This window comes from Nocardia sp. NPDC057353, from assembly GCF_042667085.1.
Taxonomy (GTDB): domain Bacteria; phylum Actinomycetota; class Actinomycetes; order Mycobacteriales; family Mycobacteriaceae; genus Nocardia.
This window is the reverse complement of record NZ_JBHVAK010000019.1, coordinates 16334-34087: the sequence shown is the minus strand read 5'-3', so window position 1 is coordinate 34087 and position 17754 is coordinate 16334. Positions and strand designations below refer to the sequence as shown.

The following is a 17754-nucleotide window of genomic DNA, read 5'->3' as shown; positions in this document are numbered from 1 at the left end:
GGATCCGGGGCCCGTCCCCGTTCAGCGGCTGCGCCGCCGGTGTGCCTCGATGGCGTCGAACTTGGCCAGGTTGTGCCTGGCGTCGGCGAGCGCGTCGTGCGCGTCGGCGGGAACCGGCGGCAGTTCGGGGCGGCCGTGCGCGTCCCAGTGCTGGCGCAGCTCGTTGGTGTAGCGGGGCAGCGCCGTCGGCAGCTCGACCATCGAGCCCCAGAGCTGGCAGAGCGCGACGTGGTCGTAGGCGGCGACCCAGGCCCAGAGCTCCGGCTGCACGGTCGGGCGGGGCAGGAAGAAGCTCTCCAGGTCGCCGCGGATGCGCTCGCGGGAGCGGCGCAGCGGCGAGTGCGGCGGCGGGAGCTGCGGCAGCACGTGCCTGCGCACCCACGGCCCCGCCCGCGTCTCGTCGAATTCGGTGGAGACGGCGTAGTACTCGCGGCCGTCCTCGCACACGACCCCGATCGAGACCAGGTCGATGGTGACGCCGTCCTCGATGAACTCGCAGTCGTAGAAGTAGCGCAGGGTGGCTCCTCGGCTCGGTGGGTGCAGGCGATCGGCACCGCCCGTTCACCCTATGCTGTGCGACGGTACGTATCCTGAACTGGTGAATTGGACCGTCGACGTACCGATCGACCGCTTGCCGGAGCTGCCGCCGCTCCCGGCCGAGCTGCGCAGCAGGCTGGACGCGGCGCTCGCGCGGCCCGCGCTGCAGCAGCCGTCCTGGGACCCGGAGCAGGCCGCCAGGATGCGCACCGTGCTGGAGAGCGTGCCGCCCATCTGCGTGCCCGCCGAGGTGGAGGAGCTGCGCGAGCGGCTCGCCGAGGTGGCCCGCGGCGAGGCCTTCCTCATGCAGGGCGGCGACTGCGCGGAGACGTTCGCCGACAACACCGAGCCGCACATCCGCGGCAATATCCGCACCCTGCTGCAGATGGCTGTCGTGCTCACCTACGGCGCCAGCTTGCCGGTGGTGAAGGTGGCCAGGATCGCGGGCCAGTACGCCAAGCCGCGCTCCGCCGACACCGACGCGCTCGGGCTCAAGTCCTACCGCGGCGACATGGTGAACTCGCTCGTCGCCGACGAGGCGCTGCGGCAGCACGACCCGTCCCGGCTGGTCCGCGCCTACGCCAACGCCAGCGCCGCGATGAACCTGGTGCGCGCGCTCACCGGCGCGGGCATGGCCGACCTGCACCGGGTGCACGACTGGAACCGCGACTTCGTCGCGCAGTCCCCGGCCGGCGCCAGGTACGAGGCGCTGGCCGAGGAGATCGACCGCGGGCTGCGCTTCATGACCGCGTGCCGGGTCAACGACCCCAGCCTGCAGCAGGCCAGGATCTACGCCAGCCACGAGGCGCTGGTGCTCGACTACGAGCGCGCCATGCTGCGGCTCGCCGAGAACGCCGCGGGCGAGCCGGTGCTCTACGACCTCTCCGCGCACTTCCTCTGGATCGGCGAGCGCACCAGGCAGCTGGACGGCGCGCACATCGCGCTGGCCGAGCTGCTCGCCAACCCGATCGGCATCAAGATCGGCCCGACCACCACGCCGGAGCTGGCGGTGGAGTACGTCGAGCGGCTGGACCCGAACAACGAGCCGGGCAGGCTCACCATCGTCTCCAGGATGGGCAACAACCGGGTGCGCGACATCCTGCCGCCCATCGTGGAGAAGGTGCAGGCCACCGGGCACCAGGTGATCTGGCAGTGCGACCCCATGCACGGCAATACCCACGAGGCCTCGACCGGCTTCAAGACCAGGCACTTCGACCGGATCGTCGACGAGGTGCAGGGCTTCTTCGAGGTGCACCGCGGACTCGGCACGCACCCGGGCGGGCTGCACATCGAGCTCACCGGCGAGGACGTCACCGAGTGCCTGGGCGGCGCCCAGGAGATCTCCGACCTGGATCTCTCCGGGCGCTACGAGACCGCCTGCGACCCGCGGCTGAACACCCAGCAGTCGCTGGAGCTGGCCTTCCTGGTCGCGGAGATGCTGCGGTAGCTAGGGCAGCGCGGTCAGCGTGACCGTGGAGCCCTGCTCCACGTTCGCGCTCACCCCCGGCGCCTGGCCGATCACCACCGAGCTGTCCGACGGGGTCAGCTGCCGCACCTGGACCTGCAGCCCGAGCTGCTGCAGCTCGGCGCGGGCGGCGCCGACGTTCTTGCCGACCACCCACGGGATGTCCACCGAGTTCGAGACCAGCAGCACCACCTGGTCGCCGGACTGCAGCCGGGTGCCGGGCGCGGGGTCGGTGCCGATCGCCTTGCCGCCCGGGGTGTCGGGGTCGAACTGCTCCCTGGTCTCGGTGATCACCAGCCCGGCGGCCTCCAGGATGCTCGCCGCCTCCTCGGTGCCGCGGCCGCTGACGTCGGGCACCTGCACCGGCGTCGAGCCGCGGCTCTTGAATACCTTGACCTGGCCGCCGGTCGGCAGCACCGTGCCCGGCGCGGGCTCCACCCTGGCCAGGGTGCCCTTCGGCGCGCTGCTGCCCGCCTCACCGGCGTCGACCGGGGTGAGCCCGGCATCCCGGATGGCGCGGTTGACCGCGGCGATGTCGGCGCCCTCGCTCGCCTCCGGCACCCGCGGCCTGCCGCTGGAGACCAGCACCCCGACGGTCGAGCCCTTCGGCACCCGCGCGCCCGCCGACGGGTCGCTGCCGACGACGCCGCCGACCGGGACGGTGTCCGAGGGCTTCTGCCTGATCTCGGTCTCGAACCCGGCCTCGGTGAGCGCCGCGACCGCGCGCTCGGTCGGCAGCCCGGCCACCGCGGGCACCGCCTCGTAGCGGCCCGCGCCGAACCACCAGCCGCCGACCCCGACCAGCAGGGTCAGCACCGCGACCAGCGCCACCCAGAGCCACACCGTGTGCTTCTGCCTGCGCGGGTCGGTCGCGTACGGGGACTGCTGCTGCTCGTAGGGGTCGTAGCGCTGCGGCTGCGGTAGCCCCGGCTCCTGGTGCATCGCGGTGCCGTGGTCCACCGGCCGCGCCGCGGTCTGCACCCTGGTGTGCTGCGGCTGCTGCGGGGGCGGTGGCGGCGGGGTGGCGACGCGCTGCCCGGCGCTGGTGTGCTCGGCCGACTCCCGCGGGGCGGGCACCCGGTAGGCGGGCAGCGCCAGCGAGGCCGCGATGCCGCGCAGCTCGGCGGCCATCTCGGCGGCGTCGGCGAAGCGGTGCGCCGGCTCCCTGGCGGTGGCGCGGGCGACCAGCGCGTCGAACTCGGGCGGGACGCCGTCGATGAAGGCGCTCGGCGGCGGGACGTCGTTCTCGATCCGCTGGTAGGCCACGGAGAGCGAGGTGTCGCCGGTGAACGGCACCCGGCCGGTGAGCAGCTCGAAGATCAGGATGCCGAAGGCGTAGACGTCCGAGCGGGCGTCGGCGGTGCCGCTGGTCACCTGCTCGGGCGAGAGGTAGGCGGCCGTGCCGAGGATCACGCTGGCCGAGGTCGTCGTCGCCGCCGCGACCGCGCGGACCAGGCCGAAGTCGGCGATCTTCACCTCGCCCGCGTCGGAGATCAGCACGTTCTCCGGCTTGATGTCGCGGTGCACCAGCCCGGCCCGGTGCGCCACCCCCACCGCGCCCAGCGCGGGCTCGGCCACCGCGCGCACCGCGTGCGGCGGCATCGGCCCGCGCTCGCGCAGCAGTTCGCGCAGCGTCCCGCCCTCGACCAGCTCCATGATCAGGAACGGGTGCTCGCCGTCGACGCCCTGGTCGTACACCGCCACCAGGGACGGGTGCTTGAGCTTCGCCACCGAGCGGGCCTCGAACTCGAAGCGGGCCAGGAACTGCGGATCGGAGGCGAAGCGCGGGTCCATCACCTTGATCGCGACCGGGCGGTCCAGCCGGGTGTCGACGCCGCGGAAGACCGTCGACATCCCGCCCCGGGCGATCGGCGCATCGATGCGATAACGCCCTTCGAGCATCTGGCCGATCACGTGTTCCTCCGGATCCGAACGTCCACCCCTCGCCGTGCCGCGCGGCGGGCGGTGCGGCCGCCGATGCGGCCGGTCTCGATGGTATCGGCGCGGTCGTCGCGGGCGGATCACGACGTGCGGGAACCGACCGTCTACCGTAGTTGCCCGTGAGTTCCTTTCCCTGCAGCGAGGATGTGCTTCCGGCCGACGTCGAGCTGCTGAACCTGCCCGATGTCGCCGACCAGCTCGGTGTCCCGGTCACCCGGGTGCACCAGATGCTGCGCGACCACCAGTTGCTCGCCGTCCGCCGGGACGGGGTCGCCGGGGTGCCCGCGCGGTTCTTCGACGGGAGCGGGGCCGTTGTCCGAATGCTGCCCGGCCTGATCACCGTCATGCGCGACGGCAAATACACCGACGAGGAGATCCTGGAGTGGGTCTTCACCGACGATCCGTCGCTGCCCGGCAAGCCGGTCGACGCCCTGCACGGAGACCTGGCGCGCGAGGTCGTCCGCCGGGCCGCCGCCGACCCGTTCTGAGTCGATAACAGTTCCTGGGGGAGGGAAAAGTGGGGGAATCGAGGGTCCGGTTGGGCGGGAGTGGGTTCGCGCTCCATGCCTGGGTAGACGAATCGATGCAGGCCGGAGTCTCCGGGGTCGGTCACTATCTGCTCGCCGCAGCGGTCGCCGATCCGGCGAGCTGCGAGCCGATGCGTGATCTGCTGCGCGCTCTGCTACCGAAGGGCAAAATCCGCCTGCACTGGCGGGACGAGGACGACAGCCTGCGGGTGCGGATCGCCGACGCGGTGGCGGATCTGGATCTGACCGCGCTGGTGGTGGTCGGTCAGGGTTACGCAGCGCGCAGGCAGGAGCGAGCGCGCCGGGTATGCATGGAGCGGCTGTTCTTCGAACTGGAAAATATGGGTACGTCGGCGATCACGCTGGAGTCCCGCACACCGTCGCTGAACGCGAAGGATCTGGCAATGGTGGCCGGCCTGCGCGGCCAGGGGAGCCTGAAGGGCGTGCGGGTGGCGTTCGGCCTCTCGTCGGCCGAACCGATGTTGTGGATTCCGGACGCCGTGGCAGGAGCGGTCGGGGCTGCTCGGGCCGGCCGTGCAGGCACGGCCCTTGCCCGAATGGGTGCTGTCGTTGAGGAGATCACCATCGTTGTCCGGTGACTCGACTCCGGACAGCGCGAAGGCCGGGTCCCGTCGTCCGGCGGGGGTCCCGGCCTCACTTCCTCGCACCCCGCAGGGGGAGGCTGTAGCACCACTGTAGAAGAACTTCGCCGCTCGGGCAAAGAGTCAGGTGCGGGCCGGGACCACGGTCGGAGTGGTGACCGCGGGCCGAGGGGAGCGGAGGCGGAGGGGGTCGACGGTGCGGAGGGAGAGGGCGGCTACGACGGCGGCGAAGATGGCGAGCGCCACGTGCCAGAAGTTGTAGAGCCCGATCGACCCGTCCGGCTGGAAGACCAGCATGAGCCAGGTGCAGATGCCGACCAGGACCTGCAGGGTGCCGAGCGAGAGCGCGAAACCGGCGGCGAGGGCGAGCGGCCAGGAGTAGTACCAGGGGAGCGCGGCGGGGGAGAGGATGACGATCGCGACGAAGGCGATCATGATCCCGGCCACCGCCTCGCGCTCGCTGTTCTTGAACCGCCACCAGGTCCAGGCCAGCACGCCGACCAGCACCAGCATGCAGAGCAGCCGGGTGACGTCGAGCACCGGTTCCAGGCGCAGCGGGGTGATCCAGGTGAGCGTGTGCGCCATGCCGGTCGGCAGCGAGAGCCAGTTGATGATCTTCTTCGACCCGGAGAGCGCGGTGAGCCAGCCGATGCCGACCCCGGCCAGCGCGGAGGCGGCCACGAAGACCACGGCGAAGACACCGAGCCCGAGCCCGGCGATCTTGGCGAACATGAGCGTCGGGTGCGGCAGCTCGGCGCTCTCCGAGTCGTCGCCCGCGGCGATCCGCGCGGCTCGGCGCTCCCGCTCGTGGATCATCCAGATCCAGACCAGGAAGGGCAGCGCGACGCCCGCGGTCGCCTTGATGGCGACGCCGATCGCCACGACGACGATCCCGGCCACGTGGTGCCGCTCCAGCACCAGCGCGATCGCCGCGCAGAGCAGCCCGACCATGAGCATCTCGTTGTGCACGCCGCCGATCAGGTGGATCAGCACCAGCGGGTTCAGCACCGCGAGCCAGAGCGCGACGGTCGGCTTCCCGCCCAGGTGCTTGGTCAGGTAGGGCACCGCCCACATCATGAGCGCGAGCCCGGGCAGCATGACCAGCCGCAGCGCGATGGTGCCCGCGACCACGTTCTCCCCGGTGATGCTGGTGATGGCGCGGCCGAGCAGCAGGAAGATCGGGCCGTACGGCGCGGTGGTGGTGGTCCAGACCGGGCTCACGTTGTCCAGCAGCACGCCGGGGTTGGCGACCGGGCCGACCTGGTAGGGGTCGAAGCCGTCGCGCAGCAGCGCGCCCTGCGCCAGGTACGAGTAGGCGTCCCGGCTGAACATGGGCACCGCGAAGAGCAGCGGGAAGATCCAGATGCCGACGATGGCGCGCAGCTCGTTCAGCGTCACCGTGGAGCGGGCGCCGCCGGTGCCGAGCGTGGCCCGGCCGAGCCGCACCCAGGCGGTGATCATGAGCAGCACGCCGACCCAGATCAGGATGGTGGAGAGCGCGTAGCCGTGGCCGAAGCGCAGCCAGGACAGGTGCGCGGCCTCCAGCAGCGGGTCCCGCTTGCGCACGCTGCCCGCGCCGAAGCCGCCGAAGGTGATCATGACCGCGCCCGCGAAGCCGAGCAGCGCGGCGTGCCCCTCCGGGCTGCGCACGAAGTCGGCGGCCACCCGCATCCGCCCGCGCGGGAGCGCGGAGCCTGCGGCCGGGGTCACGGAGGAGAGGGTTTCGGTCATCGGTCTCTGGGCGTGTCGGGGGAAGCCATCCGGAGCGGGTCCCCCCGTCGTTGTCGGCGGTCGCAACCGCGGAGCGAATAGGTCTGCGCCGGCTTCACCGGGTGGGCCGGCCGGTACGGCTGCCCAGTCTACGAGCCGTCGGGGAACACTAACCCGCCGGTGCGCTGCGATCGAGCCGGGCCGGTACCGCGGCCCCGGTGATCCGTTGCGCCGCCAGCTTTCCGGAGAGCAGCGCGGTGGGCACCCCGACACCGGGGGTGGTGCCGCAGCCCGCCAGCACCACGTTGGCGTACCGGCGCGGCAGGTTCCGCGGCCGGAACGGCCCGGTCTGCCGGAACAGGTGCGCCGCGGAGAACGGGCTGCCCGCCAGCATGCCACGCGCCAGCCAGGTCGCCGGGGTGTCCAGGTGATCGACGGCGAAGTGGCGGGAGATGCCGGTGTAGCCGCGGGTCTCCAGCAGCGCGAGCAGCTCGCGCAGGTATGCCGGGCCGAGCCGGTCCCAATCCAGCGGCGCCGCGGTGAGATTGGGGCACGGGGCGAGCAGGGAGAAGGGCTCTGCGGGGCCGTCGGGGCGCTGGATCAGCAGCGCCGGGTCGGTGAGCGCGGGGCGGGTGAGCAGCAGCGAGGGGTCGCTCATCAGCGTGCCGCGGCCGCGGCCTGCGGTGATCTCGGCGAAGGTGCGCTCCCAGGCCGCGCCGAAGTCGATGGTGTGGTGCGCTTGGATCGGCCAGCGGGCGGCCACCGCGGCGGGCACCGTGCCGTGCGCGACCACCGCCGAGGGCGAGGCGCGCAGCCCCGGTCTGCGGCGCAGCCCGAAGCGGCCGAGCTCGCCGAGGTCGGCGGTGAGGACCAGCGCGTCGCACTCGACCTCGGTGCCGTCGGCCAGCCGGACCGCGGTGGCGCGGCGGCCGCGGTAGGTGACGCCCGCGGCCTCGGCGCCGAGCCGCAGCGTGCCGCCCGCCGCGGTGAGCGCGCCCGCCATCGAGGCGGCGATGGCGCGCATGCCGCCCTCCGGGTAGAAGACGCCGAGCGAGGTGTCCATGTGCGGGATGGCGCCGTAGACGGCGAGCGCCTGCGCGGGGGCGGTGCCCGCGTAGAGCGCCTGGAAGGTGAAGACCCTGGCGATCCGCGGGTCGCGGACGAAGCGGGCCACCGCGGGGCCGAGCCTGCCGAAGCCGCCGAGCCGGAGCAGCCGCAGCAGCGCGGCGCGCTTGGCGGGGTAGCGGACCAGGTCCAGCGGGGAGTCGAAGTTGGTGTCCATGAACTCGCCGTACTCGGCCCGGTAGATCCGGGCCAGCCAGGCGCGCAGCGCACGGTAGCCGCGCGCCTCCTCCGGGCCCGCGAAGCGCTCGATCTCGGCGGCCATGGCGTCCGGGTCGGCGAAGACGCGGAGGTCGTCGCCGTCGGCGAAGCGGGCGTGGTAGCCGGGGGTGAGCGGGCGCAGCCGGAGCGGGGGGTCGGTGTCGGCAGGGGTGGCGCCGACCGCGGCCAGCGCCTCGGTGACCAGCTCGGGGAGGGTGAGGACGGTGGCGCCGGAATCGATCTCGTAGTCCGGGCCGCGGTAGCGGCCGACCCGGCCGCCGGGGTGGTCGGCGCGCTCCAGCACGGTGACCCGGTGCCCGGCGCCGGTCAGGTACAGCGCGGCGGCCAGGCCTGCGAGGCCCGCGCCGACCACGACCACCCGTTCGGGGCGGCCGGGGACGGTGGCGGGCGCGGGCCCGCGGGTCATGCGTCGAGCAGTTCGGCGATTCCCGCCAAGGTGCGGTCCTCCGCCTCGCGGTCGCGGGCGATCTGCAGCGCGCGGTACTCGAGCTCGAACTCGTCGGCCTCGCGCTCGGTGCGGCGCGGGGTGACCCGCTCCTGCCTGGCGAAGAGGCGGCGCGGCTCGTCGTCCTCCGGGACGAGGTCGTCGGCGTCGTAGGTGGCACCTGTCTCGGCCGCGGAGCCGTCCTCGTCCGCGAGCCGGCCGTCGCGCTCGAGGCGGGCGGCGTGGTCTTCCCCGGCCGCCGCGTCGCGCTCGGGCCGCGCGTCCTGCTCGGCCTCGGCGCCGTCGCGACCGGTACCGGACTCGAAGCCGCCCTCCGGCTCGAACTCCGCGCTGGGGAAGCCCGCGGGGACGATGACCGTGCGCCTGCGGCGACCGGTGGGGATGGTGCGCGGCGCGGGCAGCCCCGCACCGAGCACGACCCGGCGTTCGCCGGGCGCGGGGCCGGGCCTGCGGCTGCCCCGCGGTGCGGGCGGGCAGCTGCCGACGACGATCACTCGGTCCTGCGGGGCGACGAAGGCTCTCATAGGGCTCTCCTGGTGGCGGCCAGCGCCATCGCGCGCAACTGCGCCTTCGCGACGGGCTCGGCCGAGCTGGATTCGAGCGCGGCGAGGCCGCGCTCGGTGAGGTCGGTGATACGGGTCTCCACGTCGTCGACCGCACCCAGGTCGACGAGCAGTTCCCGCAGGTGCGCCACCTCGTCGGCACCGAGGTCGGTGCCGATCCGGGAGCGCAGCAGTCGGGCGGCGGCCGGGTCGGCGGCGTCGGCGCGGCGCAGCGCCTCGGCCAGCAACACGGTGCGCTTGCCCTCGCGCAGATCGTCACCGGACGGCTTGCCGGTGACCTCGGGGTCGCCGAACACCCCGAGCAGGTCGTCGCGCAGCTGGAACGCGACGCCGATGTCCTTGCCGAACGTCCGGTACGCCGCGACCAGCTCCGGGCCCGCGTCGGCCAGCGCCGCACCGAGGTGCAGCGGACGTTCGATGGTGTAGGCCGCGGTCTTGAACTCGCAGATGCGCAGCGCCGCCGCGACCGTTTCGTCCCCGCCCGCCTCGCCCTGGATGTCCAGCAACTGCCCACCCAGCACCTCGGTGCGCATGTGCGCCCACACCGTGGCGAACCTGGCGAGCGCGGCCGGGTCGAGCCCTGCCCCGTTCACCATGTCGTCGGCCCAGGCCAGCGCGAGGTCGCCGACCAGGATCGCCACCGAGACGCCGAAGTGCGCCGCGTCGCCTGGGAGCGCCCGCTCCCGGTGCCGCTGCTCGAAATCGACGTGCACGGTGGGAAACCGGCGGCGGGTCCGCGACGAATCGATGATGTCGTCGTGGATCAGCGCGCAGGCCTGCACCAGCTCCAGCGCCGCGCAGGCGCGCAGCACCCGCGGGGCGTCGGGGCCGTCCGGGTCGCCGCCCGCGCCCAGCCAGCCGGTCCAGGCGAACGACGGGCGGGTGCGCTTGCCGCCGCGCAGCACGAACTCGCGCAGCACGTCGGCGGATTCGACGAAGGGCGGGCCGAGCGGCTCGACCAGCGCCTTCCTCGTGTCGAAGAACTCGACCAGCGCGCCCTCGACCGCGGTGACGAAGTCGCGCAACGCCCGCCGCGGGTCGGGTGCGAGGGTGGCCGTCGCCGCGGCGGTGTGCCCGGCGACGGGCGACGGGGTGCCTGGTCCGGCGGACAGGGGAACCTCCCGGGTTCGGTTCTCTCTCGGCGGGCCGGTGTGGGCACGACGATGTGCCCGCACAGGAGTTGCTCGGGGCATGACGGCACGGCACGATCGATGCACAACCGCCTGCCCGTAGGATACGCGCTCCCGTTCCCGTGCTTCACAGCGGCGGTGGCCGGGCGCTCCTCGGCCGGGGGACCGGCCTCTACACTGGGCCGGTGACTGTGGACGATCTGGGGGGACGCCGGGGGTCTGGCACGCCGTCGGTGGTGCAGAGCCTGCGTACGCACGGGCAGCGGCTCGTGCCGTTCTCGGTGGAGTTCAACCCGCCGCGGGACGCGGCGGCCGAGGCGCGGCTGTGGCGCGCGGTGCGCGAGTTCGAGCGGATGCATCCGGCGTTCGTCTCCATGACCTACGGCGCGGGCGGCTCCACCCGGGACCGCACGGTGCGGGTCACCGGGCAGCTGGCGGGCGAGACCACGCTGCTGCCGGTGGCGCACCTGACCGCGGTCTCGCACAGCGTCGCCGAGCTGCGCGCGCTGGTCGGGTCCTACGCCGACGCCGGGATCTGCAATGTGCTGGTCCTGCGCGGCGATCCGCCCGGTGACCCGCTCGGCGAGTGGGTGCGGCACCCGGACGGCGTCGAGTACGCCGAGGAGCTGGTGCGGATCGTGCGCGACCTGGGCGACTTCCACGTCGGCGTCGCCTCCTTCCCGGAGGGGCACCACCGCTCGCCGGACCTGGACCACGACACCAGGCACCTGGCCGCCAAGCTGCGGGCGGGCGCCGAGTACTCGATCACCCAGATGTTCTTCGACGTCGAGCACTACCTGCGGCTGCGCGACCGGGTGGTGGCGCTCGACCCGGAGCAGGGCGCGAAGCCGATCATCCCGGAGCTCATGCCGATCACCTCGCTGCGCACCGTGCGCCGGGCCGAGGAGCTGTGCGGGCGGCCGCTGCCCGCCGCCGTCGTCGACCGGTTGACCGCGGCGGCCGGGGACGGGCCCGAAGAGGATCGGGCCGCGGTCCGCGCCGCCGGGATCGAGATCGCCACCGAGATGGCGCAGCGGTTGATCGACGAGGGTGCGCCCTGCCTGCACTTCATCACGCTGAACTTCGCCAAGGCGACGACCGAGGTGCTGACGAACCTCGGGTACGGGGTGACGGCGGCGCCGGTTCCGGCGTAGGGGTTTCCGGCTGCCGCCTGGAGCCGGTCGGGCGCTGACGCGCCGCCCGGGAGCGGGTGTTCGGGTGACGGGCCGGCGTCCATGGCCCAGCGTCGGCCACCGGCGCGGAGTCGTAGTGCGGCGCAGGCGCCACGCCGCTTTTCACGGCGTGCCCGCCCGACTCCGACTCCGGCGCCGGCGCCGGCGCCGGGACCGGGGCGTCAGGCCGCGCCGGAGTGCGGGGTGTCGAGGCGTTCGTCGCGGGCGGCCCAGGCTTCGGCGAGGAGGCGGTGGGATTCCAGGCGGTGCTGGTGGTCGTAGGCGATCGTCGTGGCCAGGACCTCGTCGGCGGCGCTGACGCGGCGGAGCGCGGCGAGGCGGGTGGCGACATCGTCACCGGTGCCGACGAAGCGGGTGGCGATCCGGTCTTCGACCAGCCGTTCCTGCTCCTCGGTGAGCGGCGGCACCGAATCGGGGGCGAGGTAGTCGGCGGCGCCCGCCCCGCTGCGGATGCTGTGCACCCAGTGCCCGTACCCGCGGGCCCGGTACTCCGCCGTTTCCTCGTCCGGGGCGACGAGCACGTCGGCCGAGATCACCGCGTACGGCTCGGCCAGCACCGCCGAGGGCCGGAAGGCGGCCCGGTAGGCGGCGATCGCGGCCAGCGCGGTGCCCGGCGCGACGTGGTAGGCCGCGGCGAAGGGCAACCCGAGCCGCCCGGCCAGCTCCGCGCTCTCCCCGGCCGAGCTGCCGAAGATCCACAGCCGCACCTGCGCGCCCTCGCCGGGCACCGCGTGCAGCGCGACCCCGTCACCGGTCACGAAGCTGCCGTCCAGCAGCCCGCGGATCTGCGCGACCTGCTCGGGGAAGTCCAGCGGCTGCGCGCCGGGCAGCTGCAGCGCCTGCAGCGCGGCGACGAAGCGGGAGCGGTCGGTGATCCGCCCCGGATCGAACGGCGGCGGCACCACGACCCCGTCGCGCACCTCGGTCTCGCGCGGCGCCTGCGGCGTGCCCGCCTCCGCGCCGAACTGCGCCTTCCGATGCCCGGAGCGCCCGATCCCGAGATCCAGCCTGCCCGGGTACAGCGCGTCGACGGTGCCGAACGCCTCCACCACCGAGGCCGAGGTGTGGTGCCCGACCTGCACCGCCGCGGTGCCGACCCGGATCCGCTCGGTGGCGGCCGCCACCAGCCCGAGCAGCGTCACCGAGGACGAGCTCGCCACCCGCACGAAGTGGTGCTCGGCCAGCCAGTACCGGTGGTACCCCCACCGCTCCGCCCGCTGCGCGAGGTCGACGGTGTCGCGCAGCGCCTGCGCCGGGGTGGAGCCCGCGCTGATCGGCGCCAGATCGAGGATCGAGAGCGGGACGTTCATGAGGCACGCTCCGTCCGCGGGTCCTGCTCGCCCGCTTCGATCGCGACCCGCAGCCGGTTGCGCTCCGGCGCCACCGGGCAGGTCGCGTAGGGGGTGAAGGCGCAGGGCAGGTTGGTGGCCCGGTTGAAGTCGAGCAGCACGCCGCCGTCCGCGTCCGGGGCCGGGATGCTCAGCGCCCGCGCGCCGGGGTAGCTGGTGATGCCGCTGGTGGCGTCGGTGAAGAGCACCCGCAGGTCGTCGCCGACCCCGAAGACGACCAGCTGCTCGGTGACGCCGTTCAGCTCGAACTCGACGGTGCCGACCGCCGCGTGCCGGTGCTCCAGCCCCGCGACCACCGCGCCGGTGGTCACCGTCTCCGGCTCGGCGAACCGGGTGAACCGGCCCGCGAGCACCCACTCGGGGGCGGGCGGGTAGGCCGGGATGTCGCGGAAGGTGACCAGCGCGGGCGAGGCCGGGTCGTGCACCCGCACCGCGTACTGCCCGGTGCGCCGGATGACCTCCAGCACCCGGTCGTCGTGGCGCACGGTGACGCCGGGCGCGCCCTCGACCGGGCGCACGATGTGCACGCCCGCGATCCTGCTGCCCTCGTGGTCCAGCCGGTCGCCGGGGCGGGCGGTGATGAAGACCTTGTCGTCGGTCACCCACCAGGTGCCGGGGATGCCGTCGACGCGCTCCGGGGCGTCGGTGAGCCAGTGCAGCGCGGTGAGGCTGAGGAAGCCGAGCGGGTCGCGCAGCCGGTCGACGCGCGCGCGGTGCCAGCGCTCCCACTCGCGGGCGAAGTGGGTGGCCGATTCGGTGGTGACGGCGGTCATGACGCGCGGACTCCTTCGCTGCGGTGTTCGGGAACAGAAGGTCGGCGGGCCGGGTGCGCGAGCCCGAGGTGCTCGCGCAGCGTGCCGCCGGTGTACTCGGTGCGGAAGCTGCCGCGCTCCTGCAGTTCAGGCACCACCCGGTCGACGAACTCGTCGAGGCCGTGCGGGGTCAGGTGCGGGACCAGGATGAAGCCGTCGGCGGCGTCGGTCTGCACGTAGGTGTCGATCTGCTCGGCGACGCCCGCCGGGGTGCCGACGAACTGCTGCCTGCTGGTGACCTCGATGACCAGCTGCCGGATGGACAACTTCTCCGCCTCGGCCTTCGCCCGCCACTCGGCGGCGACGGCGAGCGGGTCCCTGCGGTGCCGCACCCGGCCGCGGGTGATGGTGACGTCGCCGGAGGGCTCGACCTCGGGCAGCGGCCCCTCCGGGTCGTAGCCGGAGAGGTCGCGGCCCCACACCTGCTCCAGGAAGGAGATCGCGGTCTGCGGGCTCACCTGCTGCAGCCGGATCCGCGCGGCGCGCACGTGCGCCTCGGCGTCGGTGTCGCCGAGCACGAAGGTGGCGGCGGGCAGGATCTTCAGCTCGTCCCGGTCCCGGCCGTACTTGGCGAGCCGGTCCTTGACGTTCGCGTAGAACGCCCGGCCCGCCTCCAGGGTGCCGTGGCCGGTGAAGATGGCGTCGGCCGAGCGGGCGCCGAACTCGCGGCCGCCGTCGGAGTCGCCCGCCTGCAGCAGCACCGGGTGCCCCTGCGGGCTCGGCGGGAGCACGGAGCGGCCGGTGAAGGCGACGTGCTCGCCGCGGAACACCGTCTCCGGCACGTCGTGCGCGAAGATCCCGGCCGCCCGGTCGACCACGAGTGCGTCCGCGGGCCAGGCGTCCCAGAGCGCGCGGGCGGCGTCCACTACCTCGGCGGCGCGCTCGTAGCGCTGCTCGTACTCCAGGTAGCCGCCGCGCCGGAAGTTCTCGCCGGTGAAGGCATCCGACGAGGTCACGACGTTCCAGGCGGCCCGGCCGCCGGAGAGGTGGTCCAGCGTGGCGAACTGCTTGGCCAGCTCGAACGGCTCGTTGAAGGTGCTGTTGATGGTCCCGGCCAGCCCGAGCTTCTCGGTGACGCCCGCGAGCGCGTCCAGCACGGTGAAGGTGTCCGGGCGGCCGACCACGTCCAGGTCGTGGATCCGGCCCAGGTGCTCGCGCAGCCGCAGCCCCTCGGCCAGGAAGAAGAAGTCGAAGAGGCCGCGCTCGGCGGTCCTGGCCAGGTGCTCGAAGGAGGCGAAGTCGACCTGGCTGCCGGACTCCGGGTCGCTCCAGACCGTGGTGTTGTTGACGCCGGGGAAGTGCGCCGCCAGGTGCACCTGCTTCTTCCGCGCGGTCATAGGGTCGCTCCTCCGAGTGCGTAGCGGCTCGCCGGGCGCGCCAGCCCGAGGCGGTCGCGCAGGGTGCTGCCGGATTCCGGTGGGGTGTGGCCGAGCCTGCCCAGCGCGGGGAGCGCGGCGGCAAGGGCGAGCGGGCGCAGCACGATGCCGTCGACGGCGCCGGAGAGCGCGACCAGGGTGGCGCGCAGGGTGTCGGTGGTGCCGATGTGCGCGGCGCCGGTCGCGGCCGGGAACCAGCCGTTCAGCTCGGCCACCTCGGCCTCCGCCCGCTCGACGGTCGCGGCGAGGTGGATGTCGAGATCGGCGAGGACGAAGACGCCGTCCGGGTCCCGACCGGCGGCGGCGACCGCGGCGCGCAACCGGTCCCGCTGCGCGGCCAGCGCCTCCGGTGCGGCGGCGTCGACCCGGATCAGGTCGGCGCGGCGCACCGCGACCGCGGTGGCCGGGGTACCGTCGGCGCCCGCCCGCACCGCGACCACGGGCTGCCCCTGCGGGGAGCGCGGGGTGATGGAAGGCCCCTTGACGGAGAAGTTGTCGCCGACGAAGTCGATGTAGTGCAGCTTCTCCCGGTCGATGAAGCGGCCGGTCGGGACATCGCGGATCTCCGCACCGTCCTCCCAGCTGTCCCAGAGCCGCGCCGCGACCTCGATCGCCTCGTCCGCCTCGTGCCAGAGCGCGGGGGCGTCCTGCTCGGGTTTGCGGCCGAAGGCGGCGGCCTGCTCGGCGCCGGGCGAGACGGTGACCTCCCAGCCCGCCCGGCCCAGGGTCGCGAAGTCCAGCGCCTGAATGGATTTGGATAGGTGGAACGGCTCGGTGTGGGTCACCGCGGCCTGCGGCAGCAACCCGATCCGGCCGGTGCGGGCGGCGACCCGCGCCGCGACGGCGACCGCGTCCAGTCGGCCGCGGGTCACGCCGGGGCCGCCCTGCTGCAGGGCGAAGGAGTCGGGGAGGAAGAGCAGGTCGGCGCCTGCCGCCTCCAGCGCGGTCACCGCGTCGGCCCAGTAGCCGCCGGTGAAGAGCTCCTCGGCGCGCGAGTCGGGGCGGCGCCACGAGGCGGGGTGGGCGCCGGTGCCCACCGCCTCGACCCCGAGCAGGAACGGAATGCTCACAGTGACTCCTTGTCCGGGGTTCGCGGCCGCGGGACGGCGGCCAGCAGCTCGCGGGTGTACTCGTGCGCCGGTGCGGTGAAGATCTCCGCGGTGCGGCCGGTCTCGACGATCCGGCCGTGCCGCATGACCGCGACCCGGTCGCTGATCCGGCGCACCACCGCGAGGTCGTGCGAGATGAAGAGGTAGGCGAGCCCGAGCCGCTGCTGCAGCTCGTCCAGCAGCGCCAGGATCTGCGCCTGCACCGAGGCGTCCAGCGCGGAGACCGGCTCGTCCAGTACGAGCAGCTCGGGCTGCAGCGCCAGGGCGCGCGCGATGGCGACCCGCTGCCGCTGCCCGCCGGAGAGCTCGGCGGGCCGCCGCCCGGCGTACGCCGCGCCGAGCCCGACCTGCTCCAGCAGCTCCGCGGCGCGCGCGGCGCGCGCCGTCCGGTCGCCGACGCGGTAGGCGCGCAGCGGCTCGGCCACGATGTCCGCCACCCGCCGGCGCGGGTCCAGGGAGCCGTACGGGTTCTGGTACACGATCTGGAAGCGGCGGCGCAGTTCGCGCAGCTTCCGGCCGCGCAGCGCGGTCAGCGGGTTGCCGTCGAACTCGACGGTGCCCGCGTCCGGGTCGGCGAGGCGCAGCGCGAGCCGCGCGGTGGTCGACTTGCCGGAGCCGGACTCGCCGACCAGCGCCAGCGTCTCGCCGCGATCCAGCTCCAGCCCGACGCCGTCCACCGCGGTCAGCGCCGCGCCGCCGAGCCGGAACCGTTTGCGCAACCCGGTGATCCGCAGCAGCGGCTGCTCCGCGCGCGGCCGTTCGAGGCGGCCCGCGTCGGTCGCGGCCAGACCGGGGGAGGAGTCGAGGAGCTCCCGGGTGTACGGGTGTTCAGGGGCGGTGAGCAGCCGCGCGGTCGGCCCCTCCTCGACCACGGCGCCGTGCCGCAGCACCACCAGGCGGTCCGCGCGCTCGGCGGCGGTGGCCAGGTCGTGCGTGATGAGCAGGACGGCGGCGCCGCGGGCGGCGGTGCGCTCGGTGAGCCGGTCCAGGACCCGGCGGGCGACGGTGGCGTCCAGCGCGCTGGTCGGCTCGTCGGCGATCACCAGGTCGGGGGAGCAGGCCAGCGCGGTCGCGATCAGCACCCGCTGCCGCTGCCCGCCGGAGAGCTGGTGCGGGTACTGCCTCGCCCGGTCGGCGGGGCGGTCCAGCCCGGCCTCGCCGAGCAGCTCGACCGCGCGCGCGGCGGCATCGCGCCGCCCGGCCCTGCCGTGCACCAGCAGCGCCTCGGCCACCTGGGCGCCGATGCGCTGCACCGGGTTCAGCGAGAGCCCGGGATCCTGCGGCACGAAACCGATGCGCGCGCCGCGCAGTTCGCGCAGGGCGCGCTCGGAGCGGTGGTCGACCGGCTCGCCGTCGAACTCCAGCGCGCCGCCGTCGATCTCGGCGTTCGCCGGGAGCAGCCCGATCACCGCCTGCGCGAGCGTGGACTTGCCGGAACCGGATTCGCCGACCAGCGCCACCACCTCGCCGGGGTGGATATCGAGCGAGACGCCGTCCAGCGCGGTCACCGGACCGTCGCCGGTGCGGTAGCGGACCCGCAGGTCGGAGATCCGCAGCAGCGCGGTGCGGACCGGTTCGGCAACCGCTGTCATGCGGCACCTCCTCGCATGATCGCGGGCCCTTCGTGGTTTAGCTGCGCTCCCGCCTCCGG

General features: G+C 74.1%; 15 protein-coding genes. 4 read left to right on the top strand and 11 right to left on the bottom strand.

The window, feature by feature from the left end; translation table 11 throughout:
- Positions 1 to 21: 21 nt before the first annotated feature.
- Positions 22 to 516 (bottom strand): polyadenylate-specific 3'-exoribonuclease AS, encoded by a 495-nt coding sequence (locus tag ACFUUZ_RS12455; RefSeq protein ID WP_378695531.1) that lies wholly within the window; start codon positions 514 to 516, stop codon positions 22 to 24.
- 82 nt (positions 517 to 598) lie between these two features.
- Here ACFUUZ_RS12455 and ACFUUZ_RS12450 point away from each other — a divergent pair, with 82 nt between their 5' ends.
- Positions 599 to 1984 carry a class II 3-deoxy-7-phosphoheptulonate synthase gene (locus ACFUUZ_RS12450; protein ID WP_378695396.1) on the top strand — a complete coding sequence of 462 codons (1386 nt, stop codon included), beginning with the start codon at positions 599 to 601 and terminating at the stop codon, positions 1982 to 1984.
- Here the strand turns inward: ACFUUZ_RS12450 and pknB are convergent, their stop codons facing one another.
- Entirely contained in the window at positions 1985 to 3904 is a 1920-nt protein-coding gene (gene pknB, locus ACFUUZ_RS12445) for a Stk1 family PASTA domain-containing Ser/Thr kinase (RefSeq protein ID WP_378695529.1), read from the bottom strand.
- A gap of 158 nt (positions 3905 to 4062) precedes the next feature.
- On the opposite strand from pknB, the gene ACFUUZ_RS12440 reads away from it, so the two are divergent.
- A complete protein-coding gene (locus tag ACFUUZ_RS12440) occupies positions 4063 to 4431 on the top strand; it encodes an Rv2175c family DNA-binding protein (protein WP_378695394.1) in 369 nt (122 codons plus the stop codon).
- 95 nt (positions 4432 to 4526) lie between these two features.
- A complete protein-coding gene (locus ACFUUZ_RS12435; protein WP_378695392.1) occupies positions 4527 to 5069 on the top strand; it encodes a hypothetical protein in 543 nt (180 codons plus the stop codon).
- A gap of 126 nt (positions 5070 to 5195) precedes the next feature.
- Here ACFUUZ_RS12435 and ACFUUZ_RS12430 read toward each other — a convergent pair whose 3' ends face one another.
- The 4 genes from ACFUUZ_RS12430 to ACFUUZ_RS12415 all read right to left on the bottom strand — a co-directional run bounded on the left by ACFUUZ_RS12430 (position 5196) and on the right by ACFUUZ_RS12415 (position 10327).
- Positions 5196 to 6803 (bottom strand): alpha-(1->6)-mannopyranosyltransferase A, encoded by a 1608-nt coding sequence (locus ACFUUZ_RS12430; protein ID WP_378695390.1) that lies wholly within the window; start codon positions 6801 to 6803, stop codon positions 5196 to 5198.
- 148 nt (positions 6804 to 6951) lie between these two features.
- On the bottom strand, positions 6952 to 8532 hold the full coding sequence (crtI, locus tag ACFUUZ_RS12425; protein ID WP_378695388.1) for a phytoene desaturase family protein: 1581 nt from the start codon (positions 8530 to 8532) through the stop codon (positions 6952 to 6954).
- Positions 8529 to 9095, bottom strand: coding sequence for a hypothetical protein (locus ACFUUZ_RS12420; protein WP_378695386.1), 567 nt, complete (start codon positions 9093 to 9095; stop codon positions 8529 to 8531). The genes crtI and ACFUUZ_RS12420 overlap by 4 nt, the downstream gene beginning before the upstream one ends.
- Entirely contained in the window at positions 9092 to 10327 is a 1236-nt protein-coding gene (locus tag ACFUUZ_RS12415) for a polyprenyl synthetase family protein (protein WP_378695384.1), read from the bottom strand. Before ACFUUZ_RS12415 ends, ACFUUZ_RS12420 begins: the two co-directional genes overlap by 4 nt.
- A gap of 122 nt (positions 10328 to 10449) precedes the next feature.
- Between ACFUUZ_RS12415 and ACFUUZ_RS12410 the strand changes: the two genes are divergently transcribed.
- Positions 10450 to 11418 (top strand): methylenetetrahydrofolate reductase, encoded by a 969-nt coding sequence (locus ACFUUZ_RS12410; protein WP_378695382.1) that lies wholly within the window; start codon positions 10450 to 10452, stop codon positions 11416 to 11418.
- A 200-nt stretch (positions 11419 to 11618) separates the two neighbouring features.
- Here ACFUUZ_RS12410 and ACFUUZ_RS12405 read toward each other — a convergent pair whose 3' ends face one another.
- The 5 genes from ACFUUZ_RS12405 to ACFUUZ_RS12385 are packed head-to-tail and all read right to left on the bottom strand — an operon-like array spanning position 11619 to position 17695.
- Positions 11619 to 12767 carry an LLM class flavin-dependent oxidoreductase gene (locus ACFUUZ_RS12405; RefSeq protein ID WP_378695381.1) on the bottom strand — a complete coding sequence of 383 codons (1149 nt, stop codon included), beginning with the start codon at positions 12765 to 12767 and terminating at the stop codon, positions 11619 to 11621.
- Positions 12764 to 13579, bottom strand: a complete 816-nt coding sequence (locus ACFUUZ_RS12400; RefSeq protein ID WP_378695379.1) for a DUF1684 domain-containing protein — start codon at positions 13577 to 13579, stop codon at positions 12764 to 12766. The genes ACFUUZ_RS12405 and ACFUUZ_RS12400 overlap by 4 nt, the downstream gene beginning before the upstream one ends.
- Entirely contained in the window at positions 13576 to 14955 is a 1380-nt protein-coding gene (locus ACFUUZ_RS12395) for an NtaA/DmoA family FMN-dependent monooxygenase (RefSeq protein ID WP_378695377.1), read from the bottom strand. Before ACFUUZ_RS12395 ends, ACFUUZ_RS12400 begins: the two co-directional genes overlap by 4 nt.
- Positions 14952 to 16064, bottom strand: coding sequence for an LLM class flavin-dependent oxidoreductase (locus ACFUUZ_RS12390; protein ID WP_378695375.1), 1113 nt, complete (start codon positions 16062 to 16064; stop codon positions 14952 to 14954). The genes ACFUUZ_RS12395 and ACFUUZ_RS12390 overlap by 4 nt, the downstream gene beginning before the upstream one ends.
- Positions 16061 to 17695, bottom strand: a complete 1635-nt coding sequence (locus tag ACFUUZ_RS12385) for a dipeptide ABC transporter ATP-binding protein (protein ID WP_378695374.1) — start codon at positions 17693 to 17695, stop codon at positions 16061 to 16063. Before ACFUUZ_RS12385 ends, ACFUUZ_RS12390 begins: the two co-directional genes overlap by 4 nt.
- Positions 17696 to 17754: the final 59 nt, after the last annotated feature.